Annotated in this window: 22 protein-coding genes; 18 read left to right on the forward strand and 4 right to left on the reverse strand. The window is 48.3% G+C overall.

Going from position 1 to position 25489, the window contains the following annotated elements; genetic code table 11:
• Positions 1–44 precede the first annotated feature (44 nt).
• On the forward strand, positions 45–866 hold the full coding sequence (locus IE082_RS06790) for an SIS domain-containing protein (RefSeq protein ID WP_189493164.1): 822 nt from the start codon (positions 45–47) through the stop codon (positions 864–866).
• Positions 867–963: 97 nt separating this feature from the next.
• Here IE082_RS06790 and IE082_RS06795 read toward each other — a convergent pair whose 3' ends face one another.
• Positions 964–1257: a hypothetical protein gene (locus IE082_RS06795; protein ID WP_189493165.1), complete on the reverse strand. Its 294-nt coding sequence runs from the start codon at positions 1255–1257 to the stop codon at positions 964–966.
• Between the two features lie 205 nt (positions 1258–1462).
• Here IE082_RS06795 and argS point away from each other — a divergent pair, with 205 nt between their 5' ends.
• The 10 genes from argS (at position 1463) to IE082_RS06845 (ending at position 14137) form a co-directional block, all read left to right on the forward strand.
• Positions 1463–3127 (forward strand): arginine--tRNA ligase, encoded by a 1665-nt coding sequence (gene argS / locus IE082_RS06800; protein WP_189493166.1) that lies wholly within the window; start codon positions 1463–1465, stop codon positions 3125–3127.
• Between the two features lie 80 nt (positions 3128–3207).
• Positions 3208–3747 (forward strand): hypothetical protein, encoded by a 540-nt coding sequence (locus IE082_RS06805; RefSeq protein ID WP_189493167.1) that lies wholly within the window; start codon positions 3208–3210, stop codon positions 3745–3747.
• Between the two features lie 7 nt (positions 3748–3754).
• The gene (locus IE082_RS06810; protein ID WP_189493168.1) at positions 3755–4432 is read left to right on the forward strand and encodes a thiol:disulfide interchange protein DsbA/DsbL; all 678 of its coding nucleotides are present in this window, start codon (positions 3755–3757) and stop codon (positions 4430–4432) included.
• A gap of 200 nt (positions 4433–4632) precedes the next feature.
• On the forward strand, positions 4633–5415 hold the full coding sequence (locus IE082_RS06815) for a thiol:disulfide interchange protein DsbA/DsbL (protein ID WP_189493169.1): 783 nt from the start codon (positions 4633–4635) through the stop codon (positions 5413–5415).
• Between the two features lie 126 nt (positions 5416–5541).
• A complete protein-coding gene (locus tag IE082_RS06820) occupies positions 5542–6300 on the forward strand; it encodes an SDR family oxidoreductase (protein ID WP_189493236.1) in 759 nt (252 codons plus the stop codon).
• On the forward strand, positions 6301–7824 hold the full coding sequence (locus tag IE082_RS06825; protein WP_189493170.1) for an RNA-directed DNA polymerase: 1524 nt from the start codon (positions 6301–6303) through the stop codon (positions 7822–7824).
• 20 nt (positions 7825–7844) lie between these two features.
• The gene (gene aceK / locus IE082_RS06830) at positions 7845–9587 is read left to right on the forward strand and encodes a bifunctional isocitrate dehydrogenase kinase/phosphatase (RefSeq protein WP_229809751.1); all 1743 of its coding nucleotides are present in this window, start codon (positions 7845–7847) and stop codon (positions 9585–9587) included.
• The gene (locus IE082_RS06835; RefSeq protein ID WP_189493172.1) at positions 9580–9891 is read left to right on the forward strand and encodes a hypothetical protein; all 312 of its coding nucleotides are present in this window, start codon (positions 9580–9582) and stop codon (positions 9889–9891) included. Before aceK ends, IE082_RS06835 begins: the two co-directional genes overlap by 8 nt.
• Positions 9892–9932: 41 nt before the next feature.
• Entirely contained in the window at positions 9933–10955 is a 1023-nt protein-coding gene (gene mltB, locus IE082_RS06840) for a lytic murein transglycosylase B (RefSeq protein ID WP_189493173.1), read from the forward strand.
• 317 nt (positions 10956–11272) lie between these two features.
• Entirely contained in the window at positions 11273–14137 is a 2865-nt protein-coding gene (locus tag IE082_RS06845; RefSeq protein ID WP_229809752.1) for an adenosylcobalamin-dependent ribonucleoside-diphosphate reductase, read from the forward strand.
• Between the two features lie 101 nt (positions 14138–14238).
• Here the strand turns inward: IE082_RS06845 and mnmE are convergent, their stop codons facing one another.
• The gene (gene mnmE, locus IE082_RS06850) at positions 14239–15624 is read right to left on the reverse strand and encodes a tRNA uridine-5-carboxymethylaminomethyl(34) synthesis GTPase MnmE (protein ID WP_189493237.1); all 1386 of its coding nucleotides are present in this window, start codon (positions 15622–15624) and stop codon (positions 14239–14241) included.
• A gap of 248 nt (positions 15625–15872) precedes the next feature.
• On the opposite strand from mnmE, the gene glmU reads away from it, so the two are divergent.
• The 4 genes from glmU to glmS all read left to right on the forward strand — a co-directional run bounded on the left by glmU (position 15873) and on the right by glmS (position 22084).
• Entirely contained in the window at positions 15873–17234 is a 1362-nt protein-coding gene (gene glmU / locus IE082_RS06855; protein ID WP_189493238.1) for a bifunctional UDP-N-acetylglucosamine diphosphorylase/glucosamine-1-phosphate N-acetyltransferase GlmU, read from the forward strand.
• 213 nt (positions 17235–17447) lie between these two features.
• A complete protein-coding gene (locus IE082_RS06860; RefSeq protein WP_189493175.1) occupies positions 17448–18146 on the forward strand; it encodes a response regulator transcription factor in 699 nt (232 codons plus the stop codon).
• Between the two features lie 200 nt (positions 18147–18346).
• Positions 18347–20143, forward strand: coding sequence for an ATP-binding response regulator (locus tag IE082_RS06865; protein WP_189493176.1), 1797 nt, complete (start codon positions 18347–18349; stop codon positions 20141–20143).
• Between the two features lie 87 nt (positions 20144–20230).
• A complete protein-coding gene (gene glmS / locus IE082_RS06870; RefSeq protein ID WP_189493177.1) occupies positions 20231–22084 on the forward strand; it encodes a glutamine--fructose-6-phosphate transaminase (isomerizing) in 1854 nt (617 codons plus the stop codon).
• A gap of 53 nt (positions 22085–22137) precedes the next feature.
• Here the strand turns inward: glmS and trmL are convergent, their stop codons facing one another.
• Entirely contained in the window at positions 22138–22608 is a 471-nt protein-coding gene (gene trmL / locus IE082_RS06875; protein WP_189493178.1) for a tRNA (uridine(34)/cytosine(34)/5-carboxymethylaminomethyluridine(34)-2'-O)-methyltransferase TrmL, read from the reverse strand.
• 25 nt (positions 22609–22633) lie between these two features.
• On the reverse strand, positions 22634–23362 hold the full coding sequence (locus tag IE082_RS06880) for a ComF family protein (protein ID WP_189493179.1): 729 nt from the start codon (positions 23360–23362) through the stop codon (positions 22634–22636).
• A 13-nt stretch (positions 23363–23375) separates the two neighbouring features.
• Here IE082_RS06880 and IE082_RS06885 point away from each other — a divergent pair, with 13 nt between their 5' ends.
• Genes IE082_RS06885 through pth form a run of 3 tightly spaced genes read left to right on the forward strand, consistent with a single transcriptional unit; the run spans position 23376 to position 25384 of the window.
• Positions 23376–24218 (forward strand): hypothetical protein, encoded by an 843-nt coding sequence (locus IE082_RS06885; RefSeq protein WP_189493180.1) that lies wholly within the window; start codon positions 23376–23378, stop codon positions 24216–24218.
• The gene (locus IE082_RS06890; protein WP_189493181.1) at positions 24215–24784 is read left to right on the forward strand and encodes an SCO family protein; all 570 of its coding nucleotides are present in this window, start codon (positions 24215–24217) and stop codon (positions 24782–24784) included. Before IE082_RS06885 ends, IE082_RS06890 begins: the two co-directional genes overlap by 4 nt.
• 9 nt (positions 24785–24793) lie before the next feature.
• A complete protein-coding gene (gene pth, locus IE082_RS06895) occupies positions 24794–25384 on the forward strand; it encodes an aminoacyl-tRNA hydrolase (RefSeq protein WP_189493182.1) in 591 nt (196 codons plus the stop codon).
• Positions 25385–25489: the final 105 nt, after the last annotated feature.

Genomic DNA, 25489 nt, shown 5'->3' on the forward strand with positions numbered 1-25489 from the left:
TCAGTGATAGTCCATGATGTACTGAACAACACTAGGCCACAATCATGATGCGAAGCGAAAAAAATACCAGTAGCAACAGCGAAAACCAAGCAGGCGCATGGCTCGCACGCATCCGCAATGCTCGTCTACATCTAAGCCGCTCAGAAGCCCAAGTCGCCGACTGGGTACTTGAGCAGCCGCATGTTTTTGTGAATAGCCCTATTGCGGATATTGCCAAAAGCGTTCAAGTGAGCCAGCCGACCGTTATTCGATTTTGTCGCAGCGTGGGTTGTGAGGGGCTGCAAGACCTCAAGCTCAAGCTATCTGGCTCACTCAACGGTGAGTCCTCAATTCAGTTTAATCAAATAGAGCAAGGTGATTCGATTGCTGATATCAGCGATAAAGTGCTTGGTAACACTGCCAGTGCACTGCTCACTTTGCGCCAAGAAGTCAAACCCGAGGTGATTGGTGACGCTATTGCTGTATTGCAAGCGGCGCGACGTGTGGATGTGTTTGCATTGGGTTCATCATCGTCTGTCGCTGACGATGCTCAGTACAAACTCATTCGCGCGGGCATCAGCGCCGCCGCACGAACCGATGCGTACATGATGAATTTGTGTGCTGCGCGATTGACTGCGGGTGATGTGGCACTGTTTATTTCTCGCTCAGGCAAGACGCCTGAGCTCATCGAAGCGGCTAATCTTGCCGTTGAACAAGGTGCAACGATCCTTGCTCTTGCACCATCAAACACCCCATTGGCGAAAAAAGCCGATGTGCTGATTGTTATCAATACTGATGAGCAGCGTCAGACAAAACCCGCTATGCTCACGCGGATTTTGCAGTTGGCATTGATTGATGTTTTGGCTGTGGGTTTAAGACAGATCTAGATTTATTTTCTTGGCGTACCTTATGGCAGGTGCTTTTTCTGTGTATATTAAAAAGGGCGGTTCATAAACCGCCCTTTTACCAGTTGTTGGATTTGACTCAATCGTCATCCAGCGTGATTTCGATACCGCCCAAGTATTTGGCTAGAAAATTATAAACCAGTGAAATGAGCATTGAGATAATGAATGCCACGGCGATGTTGAGCAGCGCGCCCGCCAATAAAACATCAGCTTCACGGGACAAAACGGCGAGAAGGCTTTCGTTGTGTTCACCAAACAAAGCCATGAGCACTGCACCGAATATCACCACGATGGCTGCAACGAGGCAGTAGATTAGTGTCAATAAAATACTGGTGTGCAATGGTGCGATGCGAACGATGTGGCGTGTGGACATGGTATTAATCAGTCAAAAAATAGAAAAATTTAAGAGCCGTTATTGTGTCTTAAATCTATGGTCTTGCGTGAAATTTTGTGCATCAAATGGCGAAAAAGCAGCGTTTGGCGAGGGGTGGGGGTATAATGCGGATTGATTTTATTTCATTTTTGCAACACCGCGCGCCCTTCTCGTGCTCTATTTTGATTAAAGATTAACTACTCTCATGTTAGCCACCATTAAAAACAGCATTACCCAATCTTTCACCGCTGCTTTACAAGCTGTTGCGCCCGATGTGGTGCATCCCATTACGTTGGAGCGTCCACGTGATACGGCTCATGGCGATGTGGCGTGTAATATGGCCATGCAGTTGGCCAAGAAAGTGGGGACGAACCCACGCGCATTGGCTGAAAGCTTGATTGCCCATTTGCCCGTTAATCCAGATATTGCAGCAGTGGAGATTGCAGGACCAGGTTTTATGAACATTCGCCTGACCGATGCGGCCAAACAGCGTGTAGTGACCGAGGTTTTGCGTCATCCTAGCACCTATGGTCAGTCACAAGCCCACAAAGGTGAACGCGTCATGCTCGAATTCGTCAGCGCGAATCCGACAGGGCCTTTGCATGTCGGGCATGCGCGCCAAGCGGCGTTGGGCGACACGCTGGGCGCGGTGTTGGCCAGTCAAGGTTATGATGTCCACCGAGAGTTTTATTACAATGACGCTGGGCAGCAGATTGCCAATTTGGCGATTTCGGTGCAGGCGCGTGCCAAAGGTTTGGGCGTCGATGCCCCGAGTTTTCCCGCCGATGGTTATCGCGGTGATTACATCATGGATATTGCTGAGGCATTTGTTCAAAAACAGAGTGTCAATGGTGTGACCGCAACAGGTAATATCGAAAGCCTCGATGAGATTCGTGACTTTGCTGTGGCGTATTTACGCCGTGAGCAGGATTTAGATTTACAAGCGTTTGGTGTGGTGTTTGACAACTACTTCTTGGAATCCTCTTTGTACACCAGCGGTGACGTTGAAAAAACCGTCAGCCGTTTGACGGAGTTAGGACACACTTACGAAGAAGGTGGCGCACTTTGGTTCCGCAGCACGGATTACGGCGACGACAAAGACCGTGTGATGCGCAAAGCCGAAGGGGGGTATACCTATTTCGTCCCTGACGTTGCTTACCATGTCAACAAATGGCAGCGCGGCTTCACCAAAGTCATCAACATTCAAGGCACAGACCACCATGGCACGATTGCACGCGTGCGCGCCGGTGTGAAAGCCTGCGATGTGGGTGTTGCAGATGGTTATCCTGACTATGTGCTGCACAAAATGGTCATGGTCATGAAAGACGGTGCAGAGGTAAAGCTATCAAAGCGTGCAGGCTCGTATGTGACATTGCGTGATTTGGTGGAGTGGACGAACAAAGACGCTGCGCGATTCTTGCTGATTTCGCGCAAAGCCGATACAGAGTTTGTTTTTGATGTTGACATGGCGGTGAGTCAATCGGACGAGAATCCTGTGTACTACGTACAATACGCTCATGCGCGGATTAGCTCGATTTTGGATAAAGCCGAGGTTGCTGTGAATTCAACCATTGATTTGGCAGCGCTTGCGTCGCTGACTGCCAGTACAGAGACTCATTTAATGAAATTGATGTCTGAATACCCCGACGCTTTGACGGCGGCAGCGACTGAGTTAGCGCCGCATCATGTGGTGTATTATCTGAAAGATTTGGCGGGGGCTGTACATGGTTTTTGTGGTTCAAAAACCGAGCGTGTCCTCACCGATGATGTGGTTGTTAAAACCGCACGCGTTCACTTACTGGCGGCAGCGCGGGAGGTGCTGGCGAGCGGCTTAAATTTATTGGGTGTTTCAGCACCTATGCGCATGTAATGCGTTATTATCGTTAAAAAATGCCGATTTTGGTCGTAATATCATTAAACCACTGTTGTTAGTTATTATTTGAGCACATCATGAACACAACCAAACATACTCTTCGCGCCCAATTAAACCATCGCCAAAGCGGTGGTATGCTACTCAATATTGGCATTGGTATTGTTTTGGGGCTTTTAGCGGCGTTGCTTGCCGTGTTTCTCATCATGAATGGTGATGGTGGACCTTTTAAAAACAACAACAATACCAATACCTTGGACAATGCTGGGCAATCAACTGACCCGAACGCCCCTTTGTATGGTGCACCAGCGCCAACGCTTGACCCCAATACCAATGTAGAGGCCTCTCCTGGTGATGGAGCTGACGTATTGACGGGCAGCGGTGCCGCAACCACAGCAGCCCGGAAAACAGGCAAGCCCGCTGCGGTGAAAACCCCAGAAAGTGATCCGCTTGCCAGTATCATCAAAGGCAGCAGCGACAAAGCAGAGGTTAAGCCTACTGATAAACCAGCCGACAAGCCCGCCACTCAGCCTATCTCTCAGCCTATTTCTCAGCCTGCAGATAAACCTGTCGCGGTCCCAAAGCCTGTCACACCAAAGCCAGCTCCAGATGCCAACTAACTTTATTATGAGCCCCTCTTTGAGTCTGCGTCGTCATCGATTGGTCGCTAACTTATTGCGATTGTTTGTGTTGTGGTTGTCGATGGCCTTATTGATTTTGCTTCCTCGACTGAGCTGGGCAGTTGAGTCTGAGGTGCTCGCTGATGTCAATACCCTTGAGTCTGTCAGCGCCCCTGGTCGCGTGCAGCCAGTTGGTGATGTTGAAGTGGTTGAGTTTTTTTGGTATGGCTGCGCTCATTGCAATGCGGTGCATCGTCAGCTTGATGGTTGGGCAAGTACATTGCCTGCTAACGTTCGCTATGTTCGGATGCCTGTTAACTTGACTGGGCGTGATGAACTACAGCAACGACTGTATTACACGCTCGAAGCACTAGATCGTATGGATTTACATCACCTTGTGTTTGATGACATCCATTTTGGCAAAAAGAAACTGACCACTTCGGCCAATATCGCGGTTTGGGCACGTAGCAAAGGTATCTTGTCCAATAGTTGGCAAACCGCTTTTAATAGCGCCGAGGTGCGTCAAAAAGTCATGGCTGCGCAAGCTGCTTTTGCGCGATTTGGCTTGAATGGTGTGCCTGCTCTTGTGGTTAATGGTCGTTACGCACTGCCAGCGGGTAATCTTAATTATGCTGTTCCTCGTGCCAATTCACTGATTACCCAAGAATTAAAGGTCGCGAAGTAGGTGGGAGATGATGTTTGAGGCTGGGTGTGCTTATTGACCTTCTCGTTCATTGTTTTTAGCAAAAGCTGATGATATACAAGTTTTGTCGTATTTTCTCTGACAAAATCTTCATTTTTGATTGCGGCCAATTGCTGTTAGTATGAAAGTCGATTAACAGCGTTCATGGCTGGCCATTGTTTTAACCCTGTAAGGAAACCAAGATGACATTCTCTGTGAATTTTTTAAAACCCTTCATCATTACTGCTGCCGTATTGGCTTTGGCTGCTTGTGGCAAAGACGTGCCATCTACACAGGCCAGTGCTAAAATCACACAAGCAGTTACTTATACTGCTGATATGTTCAAAACCGATGGACTTACGCTGGTGGCGGGGCAGGATTACAAGTTCGTTCCCAATCCTCAGCCAGTTACGTCAGGTAAAGTCGAGGTGACAGAGTTTTTTTGGTACGGTTGCCCTCACTGTTATCGTTTAGAGCCTGCATTACAAGCTTGGTCAAAAACTTTGCCTGCTGATGTGCAATTGACCCGTTTGCATGTGAATCTGGGTGAACCGACCAACATTCATCAAAAAGTTTACTTTGCCCTCAAAACACTCAAACAAAACGAAGCGCTCGATCAAAAAGCATTTGATGCGCTCGCTTTTAATGTAAAAGCCATGAACGACGACGAAGCGGCCAAAGCATTTGCTGTCAAAAATGGCATTGATGCCGCTGCTTGGGACAAAGCCTACAATGGCTTTGACACCAAAACAGGCATCGCCACCGCAGATAGCCTCGTGAAAACCTATGGTATTCAAGGTGTGCCCACGATTATCGTTAATGGAAAATACGCGGTTGGTGGTGAGGCGGTGCGTACTTTGCAAGTGGTCAACAAGCTCATTGAACAAGAGCGTGCTGCCTCAGGTGCGCAACCTGCCGCGACTGGCGCGCCAAAAACCGATGACAAAGCGGCCAAGCCTGCCGCCGCCCCAGTTTCTAAGCCTTGAAACTGAACAAGCGTTCATAAAAAAGCGTGCATGGCACGCTTTTTTATTGTACTGTCTCATCTGAAAAATACCAGTCCTGCCTTGCAACAGTTGGGGCGCATTGGTTGGAACACACAAAGGACAAACATGAAAGTATTCATCACAGGCGCTTCAAGCGGTATCGGCCTCGCACTTGCCCAACAATTCGCTCAAAACGGTGCCACGCTGGGTCTGGTTGGTCGTCGCTTGGATGCGCTTGAGGCTTTGCGCGCCAAGCTGCCAGGGCATCATGAAGTCTACGCCGTTGATGTCAACGATGAAGTCAATCTACACAACTGTGCGCGTCACTTTATCAGCTTGTACGGCGCACCTGATGTTGTGATCGCAGGCGCAGGCATTTCGGTGGGTACGCTCACGGAGCAGTATGAAGATTTAGAGCAAATTCGCCGTGTCGTGAGCACGAACTTATTTGCCACCGCCAGCACCTTCCACCCCTTTATCGAGTCCATGAAAGCAGCGGGGAAAGGCACGCTTGTCGGCATCGCCAGCGTCGCTGCCATCCGTGGTTTACCAGGAGCGGGTGCTTACTGTGCCTCAAAGGCTGGGGTGGTTCAGTATTGCGAAAGTTTGCGGGTTGAGTTGCACGGCACGGGTGTTAAAGTCACCACGATTTTACCAGGCTTCATCGACACACCAATGACCAAAGCGAATCCCTACAAAATGCCTTTTCTCATGCCCGTAGAGGACTTCGCCGCGCAAGCAGTGCGCGCCATCGAAAAGCAAGTCTCGTACAGGGTCATCCCATGGCAAATGGGCGTGCTCGCGAAAATCATGCGACTCGTGCCAAACGCGTTGTATGACAAAATTGTTTCGACTCGCAAACGCAAACCGCGGGCTGGTGAGTAAATGAGTATATTAACCGATGATTCTTTAGAGTTTGCAAAAGCACATATCATTAAGTTTTATGATTCTGATTTTTTCCCGAGAGCATTTGAGTTTGAAGCCATTTGGCATTCATGGGATGAGGTAAAGAGAGACCTCTGCTCAAGAAACGTAAAATCATTGCAAGTTGTTACACCACGAACGATGACATCAATGAAACCCAAGTTTGGTTTTCGTGTGGTTCAACAACTTGACCCACTAAATACGCTCATATATACCGCTCTTGTTTATTTAGTTGCAAACCAAATTGAAGCTGCTAGAGCACCTAAAGACTCCTTTATTGCTTGTTCTTATCGAATTGATCTAGGAAATGGCAGTTTGTTTTCTTATGGGAATGGTTTTGCTGAATTTGTTTCTCAATCTGAAAGTCTTTCGAAACAATACCAGTATGTTCTTGCAACGGATATTACGGATTTTTATAACCAAGTCTATTTGCATAGGTTAAGTAACGCTATTGAGTCAGCCGATCATAATTTAAAAGCCTTGGCTGGCGATATAGAAGATTTTCTTTCTAGATTAAATCAAAAAGCATCTCAGGGGGTGCCTGTCGGGCCTGCTGCCAGCATAGTCTTGGCTGAGGGGGTTTTAATTGACATTGACTCTTTTCTTGTAAGCAAAGGTGTTTTTCATACTAGGTATGTAGATGATTTTAGAATATTTTCGAATTCAGAGAGTAAGCTGTTTTCTATTTTAGAAGAGCTGACACTTTATATGTATGAGAACCATCGATTAACCTTGTCTTCTGAGAAAACTAAATTGATAGGAACGCGTGAATATGCAGATGAAATTCTTCATAATCAATATGAGTTGGAAAGAATCGAGTTGTTTGAGATGCTTGAAATGTTTAATCCATATTCAGGCGAGTTAGAGGAAGTGCCTGTTCCAATTGATGATGAAGAAACTCTTGCAAATGCTCAAATATCAATACTTGCAGCAAAAGTTTTGGAAAGAAAAGCTCTTGACCTTGGGCTGTCTCGTGCACTAATTAGAAAAGCTAAAAAATTTAAAATCGATGGCCTTGCACAAATTTTGTTGGAAAAAATTGATTTTTTTGCGCCAGTAATAAATGATGTTTGCCTGTATTTAAATGCGGTTTCATCGCCTGATTTCATAGAAAAGCATCAGTTTCTTGTAGTAGATCTTTCTCGCTCCGCTCTTATGGAGAGAGGCCTTGTTCGATTGTGGGTTGAGTGGTATATCACTAGTAATAAAGCATTGCTGTCGAATCGTGATTTGGCAGAGTTTATACGCTCAAGTCCAAATTTAGCAAGTCAAGCATGTTTAGCTATAGCCTTAAGAGACATATCTTGGGTTCGCACTCACAAATCCAGATTAAATCACGTTGGCGACTGGGAGCGACGATCTATTATTAGAGCCTCACAAGTACTACCAAGTGATGAAAAAAAGCACTGGTTAAAGCAAGTGGAGAGAGAGGCTTTATCAAATTTGGATAAATACGTTGCTAAATGGATCAGAGAAACAACTTAACAACTTCATGGAATAAGAAATTGACACAATCACCCGCCCAACTCCTCGCTTCCCAAATCCTCAATGGTTTTAACCGCCACTACGCCCGCTTTCGTGAGTGTGCACGTGCGGCGAAGGTGGCGTTTGAGCAAGCCGATTGGTTGCAGATTCAAAAACTCTCGGCAGAACGGATTGCGTTTTATGACGAACGCGTGGCCGAGACGGTGGCGATTATTCAAGAAAATGCCGCTCTGCCCTATGATGATAAGGATTTTTTGCAGGATGTGAAGACGCACTATGTGGAGTTACTGATGGATCATCATCAGCCTGAGTGTGCGGAGACGTTCTTTAATTCGGTGTCGACCAAGGTGTTGCGACGAGAGTATTTTGACAATGATTTTATTTTTGTGCGCCCTGTGATTTCGACGGAGTACATTGATTCGGAGTCGGCCACGTACAGCAGTTATTATCCGCATCGTGATGGTTGGGAAACCGCATTGACGCAGATGTTTGTCGATTTGGGTTTGAATCGACCGTTCACGGATTTGTCGCGCGATGTGATGTACATCATTGAACGATTGAAGCAAGCGTCGCAGGGTTTGTTTGTTGAAAAGCCGAATTTACAGATTCAGGCTGTGCGTTCGTTGTTTTATCGAAATAAGGGCGCGTATTTGTTGGGTAAAATCATCAACGGGCATCGTGAGTATCCTTTTGCGATTCCCATTTTGCACGATGAGCAAGGTGGTTTGTGTGCGGACACGATTTTGCTTGAGGGGCGACACTTGGGCGCGTTGTTTTCGTTCAATCGAGCGTACTTCATGATTGATTGTGAAGTGCCTTCTGCATTGGTGCAGTTTTTGCAAACGGTGTTGCCACAAAAGCCGAAGGCCGAGCTGTACAGCATGATTGGTTTGCAAAAACACGGCAAGGCGCTTTTTTACCGAGATTTCAAACACCATCAAAAACACTCAACGGACGACTTCATTCTCGCGCCAGGGATTAAAGGTTTGGTGATGCTGGTGTTCACGCTGCCGTCGTATCCGTATGTGTTTAAACTCATTAAAGACGTGATTTCGCCGCCGAAAGAGGTGGATAAAGACATCGTCGAGAAAAAATACCAGTTGGTCAAACGACATGATCGCGTCGGACGCATGGCCGATACGCTGGAGTTCTCTAATGTTGCGTTTCCGCGCGCGCGATTCACTCAAGAATTGATCGATGAAATCGAAAAGCTCGCGCCAACCGAAATCGCTTATGAAGGTGACTCGGTCATCATCAAACACGTATACATCGAGCGACGGATGATGCCGCTTAATATGTATTTGCAAGATGCAACAGATCGAGGTGACAAGGAGTGCAAAGACAATGCGGTCATTGAATACGGTAATGCGATTAAAGACATGGTAGCGGCGAATATTTTCCCTGGTGACATGCTGTTTAAAAACTTCGGTGTGACGCGCGGTGGTCGGGTGGTGTTTTATGACTATGACGAGATTGAGTATTTGACTGATTGTAAATTCCGCCCGATTCCGAAGCGTTATGACGACGAGGATGACATGGGCGACGTTTGGTATTCAGTGGACAGATTTGATGTGTTTCCTGAGGAGTTTGAGAAATTTTTATTGACCGACCCCGAGGTGAAGGATGTCTTTATGCGCTATCATGCCAACTTGCTCGACTGGAAGTACTGGCAAAGCCACCAAGAACGGATTCGCGCGGGGCATATTGAGGCTTTTTATCCGTATCCGCATCATTTGCGATTTGCTCAAATGCATCATGAGTAAAACCAATCAGTCTGCATTGGTGGTGTATGAGGACAGTGCGTATCCACTGTATCAATTTACCTGCACAGAATACAACTGGACGCAGATGGTTGCAACAAAAGATGCACCGCTCATTCAGCAATGTTCTTGGTGTGGTTGGGTGGATGGATTGGTTGTTGTGGTGCAGGGGGTGTTTGCAGCGTTCAATTGTGATGTGCATGACTCGGTCGCTGTGCTCATTACCAACGAACACATCCAAGTCGATGATTTCATGCCTTTGTATTGCCCTCATTGCCAAGACACACGTTGGTTTGTCAACCAATGACGGAATGGCTTGTTAAGAACAAACCAAAATCAGGAGCTTTTATGACTCAAATATTTAAAAAACTCAGTATTGCAGTGGCTCTCACTGGTGTTTTTGCTGGTGTAGCGCATGCGCAAGACATCAACAACTACGCTGAGCGTTCGGAGGTCAAAAAATTCGTGCAAATGATGCATGATAAATATGACTACAACCAAGAAGACTTGCTCAAAGCGTTTGGCAATGCTGAAAAACTTGACCGTGTTTTGGCGCAGCTTGAAAAAGACAGACCGAATCAGAACTTTAAGAAAAACTGGGAAGCGTACCGCAAGCGTTACATCGAGCCGATTCGTATTAAGGCTGGCGTGGATTTTTGGAACAAAAACGCCGCGACGCTCAGTAAAGCCACTAAGCAATACGGTGTGCCGGAGTACATCATCGTCGGCATCATTGGTGTAGAAACAATTTATGGTCAATACATGGGTGAGTCCAATGTTTTTGACGTGCTCACGACGCTTTCGTTCGACTATCCGCGTCGCTCGGACGAGTACAAAAACTTTCTGGAAGAATACATTGTCCTGACCAAAGAAAACAAAATGCCGCTTCGCTCGGTCAAAGGCTCATACGCGGGTGCGATCGGTATTCCTCAATTCATGCCTGACTCATGGCGCGATTATGGTGTCGATTTTGATGGTGATGGCAAAGTTGATTTGCGCAACAGCACGGCGGATGCGATTGGTTCGGTCGCGAACTTTCTCAAGCAAAAAGGCGGCTGGGTCAATGGCTTGGATGTTGTCTATAACGTCTCGTACTTGAATGACGCGCCGAAAATCAAAGACTTGCTGGCCAAGCCGATTCAACCATCGATGACATTAAAGCAAATCAAAGAATATGGCATCGGTTCGGATGATGTCATCAAGCCTGATGTTAAGCTGTCATTGATTGACCTGCCCAATGGTGATAAAGCCACTTCGTATGTGCTCGGCTCACAAAATTTCTATGCGATTACGCGCTACAACAAAAGTTATATGTATGCCATGAGTGTGTACGATTTGGGCTCGGCAGTGATGGCTAAGCGTGGTAAGTAAGGCTGTTGGCAGATTTGCATTATTTTGGTGCTTTTGCTGTTTTTTGAGTGATGTCAAAGCGGGCTGTGTTCTTTGTTTGGATACAAGCACTTACGGTGAAATGTCACAAAAATCAATGTCTGACTTGTCATAAGCCCTTGTTTCGACAAGGGTTTTTATTTTGCGCTGCAGTAGAAAGATTCTGTTCGATTCAAGCGCGTGCGCACTTTTTTCGGTATGATGACGGTTATTCAATATTCATCTCAGATGACGAAGTGATTTGGTTCGTCATCTTTTCTCTCTTTCAAAATAAAACCCATTCAATCAAGGAGTCCTCTGTGAAAATCGACAATATCGCCGCCCTCGCTGAACAAGATATCTGCCGCGAGGTGTTATTGGAGAAATACGCCAAAGGCGATGAAAAAAACGTCGATGATGTTCGCCGTCGCGTCGCGCGTGCACTGGCGCAGTGTGAGAAACCCGAAGACATTGAAAAATTCTCAGATTTGTTTTTTAAGACTTTGGACGGCGGTTTCATCCCCGGTGGTCGGATTAATTCAGCAGCGGGCACTGATTTACGCGCGACATTGATTAATTGCTTTGTACAGCCTGTCGGTGATTCTGTTTCCGAGGTGGATGCAGATGGCAAGCCTGGCATTTATTCTGCGTTGTTGCAAGCGGCCGAAACCATGCGTCGTGGCGGTGGTGTTGGCTATAATTTTTCTAAAATTCGTCCTAAAGGGGCGGCGGTTAAAGGCACCAACAGCTTGGCCTCAGGCCCGGTCTCATACATGCGCGTCTTTGACCGCTCATGCGAAACCGTCGAGTCAGCGGGCGCGCGCCGTGGTGCGCAAATGGGCGTGTTGGATTGCGATCACCCTGATATTGAAGAGTTCATCCACGCCAAAGACGAAGGTGATTTGCGCAACTTCAATATCTCGGTGGGTGTGTCTGACGCGTTTATGCAAGCAGTCATGGATGACGCTGAGTGGGAATTGGTTCACGAAAAAATCCCTGACGCAGCGGCATTCCAAGGATTTTATCAGCGCAATGATGGCAAATGGGTGTATCGCAAGATTCGTGCGAAAGACTTGTGGCAACAAATCATGGAGTCTACGTACGATCATGCCGAACCAGGCGTGTTGTTCATGAGTAAAATCAACCGCGACAATAATTTGTCGTATATCGAAGACATTGAGTCAACCAATCCTTGCGGTGAGCAGCCTTTACCTGATTACGGTTGCTGTGATTTGGGCTCGATTAATCTGTGCAAATTTGTGCGCGATCCGTTTGGTTCGAACCCATGGTTTGACTTCGACGCATTTGCTGCCAATACAGCCTTATCGATTCGCATGCTCGATAACGTGCTGGATTTAACGGTTTGGCCATTACCAGAACAGTATCGTGAAGCGCAAAACAAACGCCGCGTTGGTTTGGGTTTCACAGGCTTGGGCGATACACTGATCATGATGAAGCTCAAATATAATTCGCAAGAAGGCCGCGACATGGCCGCAAAAATCTCTGAAGTCATGCGCAACGCCGCTTATGATGCGTCCGTAGACATCGCGATTGATAAAGGGGCGTTCCCATTGTTTGACGCGGACAAGTATTTGGCAGAGCCGCACTGCGCCAGCCGCTTGCCTGAGCACATTAAAGCACGCATTCGTCAGCATGGCATTCGCAATTCACATTTGCTCTCTATTGCGCCGACGGGCACGATTTCGTTGGCTTTTGCCGACAATGCGTCAAACGGTATTGAGCCACCATTTAGCTGGTTCTACACCCGCAAAAAGCGCATGCAAGATGGTTCAAAGCAAGAGTATCAAGTCGAAGATCATGCTTATCGCCTCTACCGCTTGATGGGTGGCGATGTGAAGAAGTTGCCTGACTACTTTGTTTCCGCGCTGGATATGAGCGCAGAAGATCACATGCTCATGTGTACCGCTGTCGGACCTTTTGTTGATACAGCGATTTCTAAAACTGTGAATGTGCCCGTTGATTACCCATTCGCTGAGTTTGAAAATCTATACATGGCGGCTTGGAAAGCGGGCTTGAAAGGTATCACGACGTATCGCCCTAACAGCGTTCTTGGTTCGGTTTTGTCTGTTGAACCATCCAAAGAAACGCCGCAAGATTTATCCGGCACATTCATCGGTTTAGAAAACGACACAGAGCGTCGCATCAGCTTGCAGTCTGCACCAACTCCTGCCTTGGCCAGTTTGAAATACCCACATCGCCCTAAAGCGCGCGGTGGTAATCCATCGTGGACCTACATGGTAGAACACAGCGAGGGTGGCTTTGCGGTGTTCGTCGGTCATTTGGATAGCGAATCACAGCCATTTGAATGTTGGGTCAATGGTAATCACCCGCGTGGTTTGGGCGCGGTGGCGAAAACACTGTCGATGGACATGCGTTGCCAAGACAAGGCATGGTTGGCCATGAAGCTGGATTCGTTGGCGCGCACGTTTGGTGACCATGATTATTCGGTAGAGCTTGGCGAGGATGAAGAAGCCAAAGCCAGCTCGGCATCGGCGATTTTGGCGAAAGTCTTGCGTCACCGTATTGCGCAAATCACCACGGTTGATACGGGTGACGTTGTTGAAACGACACCTGTGCTTGATGCCATGTTTGCCCGCAAAGAGCCAAAATCAGGCACCGATGGTACGATTAGCTGGTCTGTGGATGTCAATAATCCACAAACGGGGGATGACTTTGTGCTGTTCCTCAAAGAATTGGTGTTGCCAAATGGCGCGCGCCGCCCATACTCTATGTGGATGGCAGGCACGTATCCGCGAGAGTTAGATGGCCTATGCAAAATGCTCTCGCATGACATGCGTGTGATTGACCCTGCTTGGATTGGCATGAAGTTGCGTAAGTTGCTTAATTATGCTGAAGCGCAAGGTGATTTTTTTGCTCGCGTGCCTGGCACGGAAAAATCACAAAGCTGGCCATCGACTGTTGCTTACATGGCGCGCCTTGTGATTCATCGTTACGCCATGCTGGGCATTTTAACGGATGAGGGCTTCCCCGTTGAAAACATGGGCGTCATGATGCCAGAGCAAGGTGATTTGTTTGCTGAGCCCGTACAAAAAGTCGCGCCGATTGCTGGCAAACCTTGTCCTGAGTGCGGCAACCACGCCGTGATTAAGAAAGATGGCTGTGAGTTTTGTACGGCTTGTGGTCACGTGGGTGCTTGTGGTTGATTGAATAATTGATGTAAAAAACCGCGACCTTCATGGTCGCGGTTTTTTTGCTTTGATTCAATGGCTTCTTTATATGGCTATCAAAAGCAAGGCGGCTGGATTTATTTGCCGATGCAAAAACTTGAAAAAATCACACCCAGCAAATCGTCAGAAGTGAATGCTCCTGTGATGAGGTTCAGCGATTCTTGAGCGAGGCGTAATTCTTCTGCAAATAAGTCCAATGCGTCCGCCTGCGTGAGCGCGTGTGCGTAGGCCGCTTGCAAATGTTCATCAGCAGTACGCAGCGCATCGAGGTGGCGCTCACGGGCGATGAATGTATCTGTCTGCGTTTTTTCGAAGCCAACAATTTGTAATAAACGCTCTCGCAGCGCGGCCAAACCGTCTCCGGTTTTGGCGCTGATGGACAGGTGATTGTCGTCGTGGTTTAGTAACTGTTGCTGAGTCGTATTCATCAAATCAACTTTGTTAAACAACGTGAGCACAGGCGTATCCTTGGGTAATTGCTTTTGTATGGAGAGCAGCATTTGAGTAGTATCTGTCATTTGACTGGCATCTTGCAAATGCAGAACCACATCAGCTTTACTGATTGCCGCCCAAGTTCTCTCAATACCCATTTGTTCAACAATGTCGTCCGTTTCCCGCAGGCCTGCTGTGTCGATGATGTTCAGCGGTACGCCGTCAATCTGAATCGCTTGTGTTACGGTGTCGCGAGTGGTGCCAGCGATGGCGGTGACGATGGCTATGTCTTGACCCGCCAAAGCGTTGAGTAGTGAGGATTTGCCGACATTTGGCTGACCGACCAGTACCACGTTGATGCCGTCACGTAACAGCGCACCTTGTTTGGCTGTCGCTAGAACTGTGGCTAACTGGCTTTGTATGCGTTCGAGCTGGCCGAAAGCATCGGCTTTTTCAAGAAAATTAATCTCCTCTTCGGGAAAATCCAGCGTCGCTTCCACCAACATACGCAAATGCACGACTTGCTGCACCAGTGTGTGGATTTTGGTGGAAAATTCGCCAGAGAGTGATTTGACTGCACTCTTCGCAGCCGCTTCAGTGGCCGCTTCAATCAAGTCAGAGACAGCTTCAGCTTGCGCCAAGTCCATCTTATCATTGAGAAATGCTCGCTCAGTAAACTCTCCTGCTTGCGCCATGCGGACATTGAAGCGGGCGCCCACTTGAAGGCAGCGGCGCAGCAAAAGCTGCATGACCACAGGGCCGCCGTGTCCTTGGAGTTCAAGCACATGCTCGCCTGTGTACGAGTGCGGGGCATTAAAATAAATGGCAATGCCATGATCAATCGGGTTGCCCTCATCACTTATGAATGCACCATAAGTCGCTTGACGTGGTATGAGCGAGTGGCCACAAATTTGAGTCATCAGTGTGCCGATGGCGGAAATGTCGCCAGAAATACGCACAATGCCGACCCCGCCCCGCCCTGCTGCTGTTGCTATGGCTACGATGGTGTCACGTGAAAGGGTGGCTGTCATAGTGAATGTCTTGTCAGGATTAAAGCCGTTATAATACACCTGATTGCGTTTTGCCTTGGATACGTGACGAGCTTGGGGGGCGGTGATGCAAAAAAATGTTGTTGAAACAGCCTGTTTCACCAATTCAGACAGGAAATCATCGATTTCGGTTGTTTTATGGTGCATAAGTGTGCTATCCTCGTACAATTTTTTGCGTAATATTACTTAATTATTATGGGTTATTTACTGTTTACTTGGATAGTCTTATGTTGAATGTGGTTGTACTGGCTGCGGGCAAAGGCACGCGAATGCGCTCAAAATTGCCGAAGGTGTTGCATTCGCTGGCTGGTAAGCCTTTGTTGCATCATGTTTTGGATGCTGCGCGTGCATTGGAAGCGTCAAAGCTCTGTATCGTTGTGGGGCATGAGTCGGCACAAGTTCGTGTCTCTGCACAAGCTCAGGATGTTGTGTTCGTTGAGCAAACGCCGCAGTTGGGCACGGGGCACGCCTTGCAACTGGCTGCACCATTTTTGGATGATGCGTATCCGACATTGGTGTTGTATGGTGACGTGCCATTAACCCGTGTAGAAACGTTGCGTGCGCTGGTGGAACTGGCCAAAGGCGGTGGTATGGGTTTGTTGACTGTGAATTTGGCTGATCCGACAGGGTATGGCCGAATCGTTCGAGATGACGCTGGGCGTGTTTTGAAAAACGTCGAGCACAAAGATGCCTCGGATGAAGAGCGACGGATACAAGAGGTCAACACTGGTGTGCTGGTGGCTTCGACAATCGCACTCAAACAGTGGTTGGCTAAGTTGTCAAACAACAATGCCCAAGGCGAATATTACCTGACGGATGTCATTGGCATGGCTGTCGCTGATGGTGTGCAGGTCAACACGTCGCAGCCCACATATGAGTGGGAAACCTTGGGTGTGAATAGCAAAGCCCAGCTGGCGCAATTAGAGGGCATTGTGCGTTACACCACATCGCAGGCGTTGCTTGAGTCTGGTGTGACGCTGGCCGATCCGATGCGGATTGATGTGCGCGGTGAGTTACAGTGCGGTATGGATGTCAGTATTGATGTGGGCTGTGTGTTTGAAGGCTTGGTGGTGTTGGGTGACGATGTGCGCATTGCGCCGTACTGTGTCATAAAAAACAGTACGATTGCTGCGGGTACTCAGGTCGCTGCGTTTTCGTACATTGATGGCGCGACGGTGGGTGAGTCGGCAAAAATTGGCCCGTTTGCTCGTTTGCGCCCAGAGGCAGTTTTAGCCAGCGATACCCACATTGGTAATTTTGTTGAAATCAAAAAATCCACCGTTGGGCGTGGTTCAAAGGTGAATCACTTATCCTATGTGGGTGATGCAAAGGTGGGTGCGGGTGTCAATATCGGCGCAGGTGTTATTACTTGTAATTACGATGGTGTCAACAAATTCGAAACAGTGATTGGTGACGGGGCTTTTATTGGCTCGGACACGCAACTTGTGGCCCCCATCACGATTGGCGCTAATGCGACAATTGGTGCGGGCTCAACCATTACCAAGGATGCCGCAGACAATGCGCTGACCCTTTCGAGGGCGAAGCAAGTGACCTTGGCTGAATGGCGTCGTCCAGTTAAAATAACCAAGTAAATGCATGACTTTGCTTGGTACAAGAAGCATGTTTGTTTTTGAAAAATAGGTGCAAGCACCTGCTTTTCGACTAGTCAAGTAAGGCACTATAAATGATACAGTGCTTGCCAAAATAAGAACCTTTACTGCGCATCTACCTTTCTTGATGCAACAGAAGGCAAGGGATTTAAGGTACTTTCATGGAGGCATTGCCTCAGTTCTAAAGGAAATAAAATGAGCGAGAAAATTTTAATTGTTGATGATCATGGCTTAGTGCGTTCGGGTTTGAAGCCGATATTGCAGGCGGTTCTCAGCCAAAACTACATAATTTTAGAGGCAGAAACATTGGTGGAGACGTTGGACATCATTCGTGCACATAATGATATTGACTTGGTGTTACTTGATTTGACATTGCCTGATGCTCATGGATTGTCGGCTCTTGAAACGGTGCGTGCGCAGTTCCCAAGTGTGCCTGTTGCGGTGTTGTCTGGCCAAGAGGACTTGCATCTGATTCAGTCAGCGTATCGCCACAATATCTCAGGATTTGTGGTTAAAAACGTGCGTGCCGAGGTTTTGGTCTCTGCCGTACGCCTGATTCTCTCTGGTGGTGTTTATGTGCCGCCTGAGTTACTGACTGCAGCGATGACTGGCGGTAGCGAACGTAAGCGCTCACGCGCCGATCGTGGTGCTATCAACAGTGGTTCACAACTGACACCGCGTCAGCAAGAGGTCTTGTATCTCATCACCAAGGGGTGTTCAAACCAAGAAATCAGTGACTCGGTGGGTGCGACGATTGGTACAGTTAAGAGTCATGTGGTGGGTATTTTGCGTGCGTTGGGCGTGCATTCTCGTACACAGGCGATTAGCTTGGTGCACGACAATCCAGATTTATTGGGGCAATATAAGCCTCAAGTGGGACGTCCCACCGAGTAATCGGATTTATGTCATGGCCGATGTTGCGCCATGAAACTCTGGCGCAGTCGCTCATTGGTAAGTTTGATGGGGGCTGCGCGTTTTTATTGGTGTTGTATTGTACCGCCACTCAGAATCAATTTTTTCACTGGTCGCATGATTGAAATTCGAGTTTTTATGGGTTTTCACCATTATTCTATCAAGCCAAAGGATGGTTTGTGATGTCTCTACAGTCTCTTGCTTGGCGATTGTTTTTACCCCCCAAAGACCGCATTCATTATGATGCACAGTCGCGTATGCTGCAGCAGAACTCACCACTTTTTTTGCTGATTAATTTCCTGTGTTACTGCTTTTGTGTTTTGATTTTTTGGAGAAGTTTAAACTTCGCGACACATTTGTTTCTGGGTGTGGTTCTGCTTTTGATTACAGTGGTGACGTTGTATGTGATTAAGCGGGTTGTGACGCAGAGTGTTCTTGTTCCTCCATATGGCTTTTGGCAATTGTTTTCGATTGGTTGGATGACGGTGCTGTGGTGGAATGTTTATGGGGCTTTATTAATAGCAACAGTTGATGAGCGTGTGGTTCAACAATTTTTTTTGATTCTGTGCATGGTTTGTTTGGCGGGTATTGCTCTGGTTGGTTCTTTTGGGCGGGCCTATGCCACGTATTTACTAATAACCGCGATACACATACTTCTTTCTTTATGGACGTGGGGTACAGATGCGTCGATGCTTCTTGTTGAGCAGTTTCTTATTGGATTGTTAGCGCAGTTGTTCTTTTTGAGAATATTTAATGACACAATAATTCGGTTACTGCATGTTCGCCATGAAAATAGTGAATTGGTTCAGGCATTGCAACAAAAAAACACGGCTTTAGAACAAGCAAATTTATCACAATCTCGGTACTTGTCGGCAGCCAGCCATGATTTGCGTCAACCGCTGCACGCTTTAGCACTTTTGACCAACGATGCTCAGCGCAAAAACCAAGTACCAGAAGTGGGCGAAACTTTAAAAAAGATTGAGTTGGCGATTGACTCATTGAGTCAATCATTTAATGCCATGCTGAACCTCTCGCGGTTGGATGCGGGTGTGGTCAAACCCCAGTTTTCTCGCTTTCCGATTCAGCGGCTGTTTCATAGATTGCACATTGAGTATGAGGAAGTGGCTGCCAGCAAAGGTCTGTCTTTGACAATCGTGCCGTCGAAAGTGTGGGTTCTGTCTGATGAAGGGATGCTGTACAGTATTTTGAGTAATTTCGTCAGTAATGCTCTGCGTTATACAGATACGGGTGGCGTTGCTTTGGGTGTTCGTCATGCGGGCGAAGACAGTGCGCGTTTGATGGTTTATGACACAGGCAGTGGCGTGCCCACCGAAAAAGCACGCCAAATATTTCAGGAGTATTTGCGGTTAGAAAATGCACAACAGCGTGTTCAAGGCGGTGTTGGGTTGGGTTTGGCAATCTCTGAACGTATGGCGCGCTTGCTGGGGGCGACCTTGTTGGTGCAGTCTGTGGTGAATCAAGGCAGTAGTTTTGGGTTGGTTGTCTCAAAAGTGCCCGCACAAGAGCAAATCACTGAAACCACGGTACAGCATGCGGCTGCTGAAGAGGCTTTGACTGGTTTGCGTGTAGCAATCATCGATGACGATGAAACAGTCTTAATGAGTTTGGAAGAGTTATTAGAAAGCTGGGGCATGGATGTGACTGTGGTGTTGTCGGTAGAAATGCTCAAAGAGGCCATTGTTGATGAGGGTGCTTTTGATTTAGTGATTGCTGACTATCATTTGAGTGTTCCAGAAGAAACGGGATTGGATGTGTTGTCAGCCGCACGTGAAATGCTTGGCATGAATCAGGCGATTTGCATGTTGCTCACGGGTGACACCAGTACGGAATTGGCCACTCAAGCGCATAGTATGGATGTGATCGTTTGGTACAAACCATTGCGGCCTGCTCGTTTGCGTGCTTATTTAAATACTTTATGGAGTAAATTCCACGCAGCCACCGTGTCCGCTTCGGAGTGATTCGCGCTATAATTATGCTTATTCTTCCCGTTTTTTTCACGAGGACAACGGCTTGTTTGACCCTCATGATTTCTTTAAGGACTTCCCATGTGTGGCATCGTCGCAGCTGTAGGCAGTAATAACGTCATTCCATTGCTTATTGATGGCTTAAAAAAATTAGAATACCGCGGTTACGACTCCACCGGCATCGGCTATATCACCGCCTTAGGTGACGTGGGCACAGAACGCTCGCTTGAACGCGTCGCCCAACTCGAAGCTCAAATCTTGGCGAAACATCTCGAAGCAACGGTTGGTATTGCTCACACCCGTTGGGCGACACACGGCGCACCTGCGTTGCGCAACGCCCATCCAATGACCAGCAACAGTGAAGGTGTTAGTTTGTGTTTGGTTCACAACGGCATCATCGAGAATTTTGAAGAAATCAAAGCCGAGTTGCTCGCGGCGGGTTACACATTCACTTCTGACACAGACACCGAAGTCATGACGCACCTGATTCACCAATACTGTGTTGGTGGGCTTGACTTGTACGAGGCGGTGTTTACTGCAACCAAACGCCTCAAAGGGCTATACGCCATCGCCGTGATGCGTGCTGACGAGCCACATCGAATCATCGGCGCACGCCAAGGCGCGCCCATGCTCATCGGTGTTGGTGAGCGTGGTAACTACATTGCATCGGACACTGCTGCCTTGCTGTCTGAGACGCGTGATGTGATTTATCTCGAAGAAGGCGACGTCGTTGAAATCACCGTTGATAGCCACCGCATTCGCACTGCTGCGGGTGAGTTTGTCGAGCGCACCATCCACACCAGTGAGTTGTCTGCCGACGCGGTCAGCCTCGGTTTGTTTGATCATTACATGCAAAAAGAAACCTTCGAGCAGCCTGAAGTCGTCGCCAACACCCTCGAAATGGTCAGCGGGGCACAATCCATCAGCCCGCAATTGTTCGGCGCGAGTGCGCTTGAGTTGTTTCCCAAAATCACCAACATTCTCATCCTTGCCTGCGGTACCAGCTATCACGCAGGTATGGTGGCTCGTTATTGGTTAGAGGACGTTGCTGGCATTCCTGTCAATGTCGAAATCGCTTCTGAGTATCGCTATCGAAAAAGCGTTGCCCAGTCGAATACCCTCATCATCACCATTTCACAATCTGGCGAAACCGCTGACACCATCGCGGCACTACAACACGCCAAAGAGCTGCACAACGGCTTATCCGCTGTCACGCTTTCGATTTGCAATGCCCCCGAATCTGCGCTCACGCGTCAAAGCCAGCTCAAATTCCTCACGCGAGCCGGTCCTGAAATCGGCGTTGCCTCAACCAAAGCGTTCACCACTCAGCTCTCATCGTTGTTTGTGCTCACTCTAGTACTTGCCAAGGTCAATGGCCATCTGTCTGTGGCGCAAGAGGCAGACTACCTCAAGCAGCTGCGTCACTTGCCCGCGGCCATGCAGCAAGTGTTGCTGTTGGAGGATCAAATCAAACCGTGGGCAAAAGCCTTTGCTGACAAAGACCATGCGCTCTTTCTCGGTCGTGGCATCCATTGGCCAGTCGCCATGGAGGGCGCACTCAAGCTCAAAGAGATCACCTACATTCACGCAGAAAGCTATGCGGCAGGAGAACTCAAACACGGCCCGCTGGCACTGGTCGATGAAAAAATGCCCGTCATCGCCATCGCGCCAAACGATGGATTGATTGAAAAACTCAAATCGAATTTGCAAGAAGTTCGCGCGCGTTCAGGTGAGCTGTACATCTTCGCTGATCGTGATACCCAGATTGAAACAGGCGAAGGCGTGCACGTCATCAATCTGCCAGACCACGCGGGCTTGCTCTCACCGATTTTACACACGTTGCCGTTACAACTGCTGTCGTACCACACCGCACTTGAGCGTGGTACGGACGTGGATAAACCACGTAACTTAGCGAAATCGGTCACTGTAGAGTAATACCGGTGATGCGCTGATGGATAAAAAAACCGTGCCTTGTGAGGCACGGTTTTTTATTCGCCACCGACAAAGCCGCATTGTCGCCATGCTTCATAGATGATGATGGCGGCGGTATTGGATAAGTTCAAGCTGCGGTTGTTCGGCATCATGGGTAATCGGATGCGCTGCTGTGTGTGGAAAGACTCACGGATCTCGTCAGGCAGGCCGCGTGTTTCGGAACCGAGAATAAACCAGTCGCCTGCTTGAAAGGTGGTTTTGCTCAAAACATGCGAGCCTTTGGTGGTCAGTGCAAACATGCGTGTTGGGTCGGGTTGCTCATCCGCCATAAAGTCAGCCCATGACTCGTGGGCTTTGAGTTTAGAAAATTCATGGTAGTCCAGACCTGCGCGGCGCATACGGGCATCATCAAGCGGAAAACCAAGCGGCTTGATGAGGTGCAACTGCGCACCTGTATTGGCACACAGGCGAATGATGTTGCCTGTGTTTGGTGGGATTTCGGGATGGACGAGAACGATGTTGAACATAATGAGTGAGTCGGTTGAGGAGGTGCTATTTTAACCACTTCCCTCGAGCGAGGACGAGGCATTTGATGCTTTTTGCCCCTGCTTGCTGGCAAGCTTTCGCGGCTTCATTAAGTGTCGCTCCCGTGGTGTAGACGTCATCAACGAGCACAATGTCGGTATCGCTAAGGTCGCACGTGGCAGCGAATGCGCCTTTGATTTGACGGCGGCGTTGCTCGGCAGTGGCTGAGACTTGGAGGTTTCTGTGATGAATGCGCATCAGTGCGTCGGGCGCAAAATGACCGTCGATGTCGGTTTGCTTCAAAATATGCCAAAGGGGAATAAAGCCACGAGATTGCGTGGTCTCAAACATCTGTGGAATCGGGATGATGAGCGATTGTTTGGGCGCTTGCCGCAGCAGCACGGTGAAAAGGTCGGCGAGCAATGGTGCAAATTTAAGCTGGTGGTGAAACTTATACGCGAGAATCATGTGCTGCAATGCGCCCTCATAATCAGCGAAGGCCTGTGTACTTTGGAATGAGAGCGGGTTTTGTATGCAATCCAAACACAGTGCATCGTCTGTGGTCAGTCGCGTGGCGCAGCATGAACAGCGCAGGGTATCAAGTCCTGATAAGCTGTCAAAGCAGGTTTTACAGAGTCGAGGGCTGACATTGCTGCATCGGTGCGCGCCACAGCGAACACAGCCGCCGAGCCACGCGGCGAAGTGGTTGGCAGCTTTTGTTTTGAGTTGTCGTGTCCGTGTTAAAATGCGTTTCATCCGATTGGCCTTTTTGAGTGCATATTACGTGAATTTCCTTGTTAAGTCTAAGCCTTCATTGCCTGCCGCTTTGGTGCAGTACGCTGCGCGCGAGTTGATGACGCGCGCGGAGTCGATTAAGGTGAGTCGTCAAAAAGTGCACGAAATCAGCACCGCGCCGTTGCCACTCTCGGAGTGGAAATTGGCGTATCCAAACAGCCTGATTGAGCAAACACATGTGTGTAATGAGGCTGCTCACGAGATGAATTGGGTACAACGACTGAAAAAAGCCATGAGCGCGAGTGTGTCCAGCCGAATCAGTTGGTCGGAGCTCAGTGCGGCAGATTATGCGCCATCCCAAACGGCATTGGTCTTCGCTCCGATGGTGCTTGATGTGAGTGATGATGTGCTTGTTACCATGGCTGTGATGCCAAAATGGTTTTCGGCTGATGGGGTTTTGCTGTTTGCCACACTGGCCAATGGTAGTTTGCCTGAGCTGGTCAATGCACAGCCTGAGTGGCTGGATTTATTCACACACTGGCACAACATCATGGATGTGGGGGCGCGTTTGCAAGCACTTAGTTTTGGTTTACCTGTGTTGGATGTGGAAACACTCACCCTGTCGTACAGCGAGTTTGACACTTTATGGCAAGACCTTGTTGCTTTTCTGCCCGCGTTACAATCGAAATCTGATGAGGAAACCCAAGTTTGGTGGGACAAAGCGCATGGTTTATTCAACCAAGGGTTACGTCACATCAGTCTTGAAGTCTTGTATGGGCAAGTTTGGCAACCCAATGTGAAAGCCGCCAAAACCGAGCACACGGTTTCACTCGAATCACTGGCCGATCAACTAACCAAACGAAATTACCCCTCATGATGAAACATACCTTTTTGACAGCGGGTCTGGTGGCTCTGCTCGCGGCTTGTCAGCCATCCGCACAATTTTTGAATAAAGACATCACAGGCAGTGGGCTCAAGACAGAGACTCCACTCACTGCTGCCGATGGCGAAAATTTTCAGCTCAACCAAGCCAGTCCTCAAGTGACAGCCGTGTTTTTTGGTTTCACACAGTGCCCCGATGTTTGCCCAACAACGATGGGGCAGATGAAGCTGGTAATGGATGAATTGGGGGCAGATGCTGATAAATTGCGCGTGGTTTTTGTTTCTGTTGACCCTGAGCGTGATACGCGAGAGATATTGAAACAATACACCAGTACTTTTAATCCCAAGTTCATTGGGGCATCCACGGATTTGGCCAACACCCAAAAGCTCGCACGTGACTACCAAATCACCTTTGAGAAAGTCGGCACAGGGCCAAACTACATGGTCAACCACACAGCCAATAGCTACCTAATCGACAGAGCGGGTAAAACCCGTGTCAGTATTCCCTACAATACCGACGCCAAAACCATTGCCCATGACATCAAACAACTATTGAAATAAACCACATCCATGACACATGCCACCAAACTCATTGTTGGTTTAGGTAACCCCGGCGCAGAGTACGAAAACACTCGCCACAACGCAGGCTGGTGGTTACTCGAGGCCATCATGCGTCAATACAACGTCAGGCTTGCACCTGAGTCGAAATTTCAAGGGTTGGCTGCCAAAGCACGCACGGCTGATGGCGATATTTGGTTTTTACAGCCCATGATGTACATGAATCGCTCAGGTGCTTCTATTAACGCACTGGCTCAATTTTATAAAATCAATTCCCATGATATCCTTGTCTTGCATGATGAGCTGGATATCCCCGTGGGCACTGCTAAGCTCAAGTTGGGTGGTTCGACGGGCGGCCACAATGGCCTCAAAGACACTCAAGCCAAGCTGGGCACCGATCAATTTTGGCGTTTACGCATTGGCATCGATCACCCTCGAAACAGCAGCATACCGCTTCAGCCTGTTGTGGATTATGTTCTCAAGCCACCCAAACAGTCTGAGCGCAGCGCGATTGAGCAAGCGATGGACAAGGCGCAGCATATTTTGCCTGATTGGCTTGACGGGCGTTTTGAGAAGGCTATGAGGGTATTGCATCAGAAGTGAAGGGCAATCAACTCACACATTCGATTTGTAGCAACGATATAATTTTCTAAATCGCCAATATGAGTACAAAAAAATGACAGAGGTTTCTGTCATTTTTTTTTGCCT

Source organism: Formosimonas limnophila (assembly GCF_014652675.1).
GTDB lineage: Bacteria > Pseudomonadota > Gammaproteobacteria > Burkholderiales > Burkholderiaceae > Hydromonas > Hydromonas limnophila.

Coding starts and splice junctions, on each gene's coding strand:
- IE082_RS06815 (WP_189493169.1), top strand. CDS start 4,633: ATGACATTCTCTGTGAATTTTTTAAAACCCTTCATCATTACTGCTGCC.
- IE082_RS06890 (WP_189493181.1), top strand. CDS start 24,215: ATGATGAAACATACCTTTTTGACAGCGGGTCTGGTGGCTCTGCTCGCG.
- pth (WP_189493182.1), top strand. CDS start 24,794: ATGACACATGCCACCAAACTCATTGTTGGTTTAGGTAACCCCGGCGCA.
- glmS (WP_189493177.1), top strand. CDS start 20,231: ATGTGTGGCATCGTCGCAGCTGTAGGCAGTAATAACGTCATTCCATTG.
- mnmE (WP_189493237.1), bottom strand. CDS start 15,624: ATGACAGCCACCCTTTCACGTGACACCATCGTAGCCATAGCAACAGCA.
- IE082_RS06790 (WP_189493164.1), top strand. CDS start 45: ATGATGCGAAGCGAAAAAAATACCAGTAGCAACAGCGAAAACCAAGCA.
- IE082_RS06805 (WP_189493167.1), top strand. CDS start 3,208: ATGAACACAACCAAACATACTCTTCGCGCCCAATTAAACCATCGCCAA.
- IE082_RS06820 (WP_189493236.1), top strand. CDS start 5,542: ATGAAAGTATTCATCACAGGCGCTTCAAGCGGTATCGGCCTCGCACTT.
- argS (WP_189493166.1), top strand. CDS start 1,463: ATGTTAGCCACCATTAAAAACAGCATTACCCAATCTTTCACCGCTGCT.
- trmL (WP_189493178.1), bottom strand. CDS start 22,608: ATGTTCAACATCGTTCTCGTCCATCCCGAAATCCCACCAAACACAGGC.
- IE082_RS06880 (WP_189493179.1), bottom strand. CDS start 23,362: ATGAAACGCATTTTAACACGGACACGACAACTCAAAACAAAAGCTGCC.
- IE082_RS06835 (WP_189493172.1), top strand. CDS start 9,580: ATGAGTAAAACCAATCAGTCTGCATTGGTGGTGTATGAGGACAGTGCG.
- IE082_RS06860 (WP_189493175.1), top strand. CDS start 17,448: ATGAGCGAGAAAATTTTAATTGTTGATGATCATGGCTTAGTGCGTTCG.
- IE082_RS06810 (WP_189493168.1), top strand. CDS start 3,755: ATGAGCCCCTCTTTGAGTCTGCGTCGTCATCGATTGGTCGCTAACTTA.
- IE082_RS06865 (WP_189493176.1), top strand. CDS start 18,347: ATGTCTCTACAGTCTCTTGCTTGGCGATTGTTTTTACCCCCCAAAGAC.
- IE082_RS06825 (WP_189493170.1), top strand. CDS start 6,301: ATGAGTATATTAACCGATGATTCTTTAGAGTTTGCAAAAGCACATATC.
- mltB (WP_189493173.1), top strand. CDS start 9,933: ATGACTCAAATATTTAAAAAACTCAGTATTGCAGTGGCTCTCACTGGT.
- IE082_RS06795 (WP_189493165.1), bottom strand. CDS start 1,257: ATGTCCACACGCCACATCGTTCGCATCGCACCATTGCACACCAGTATT.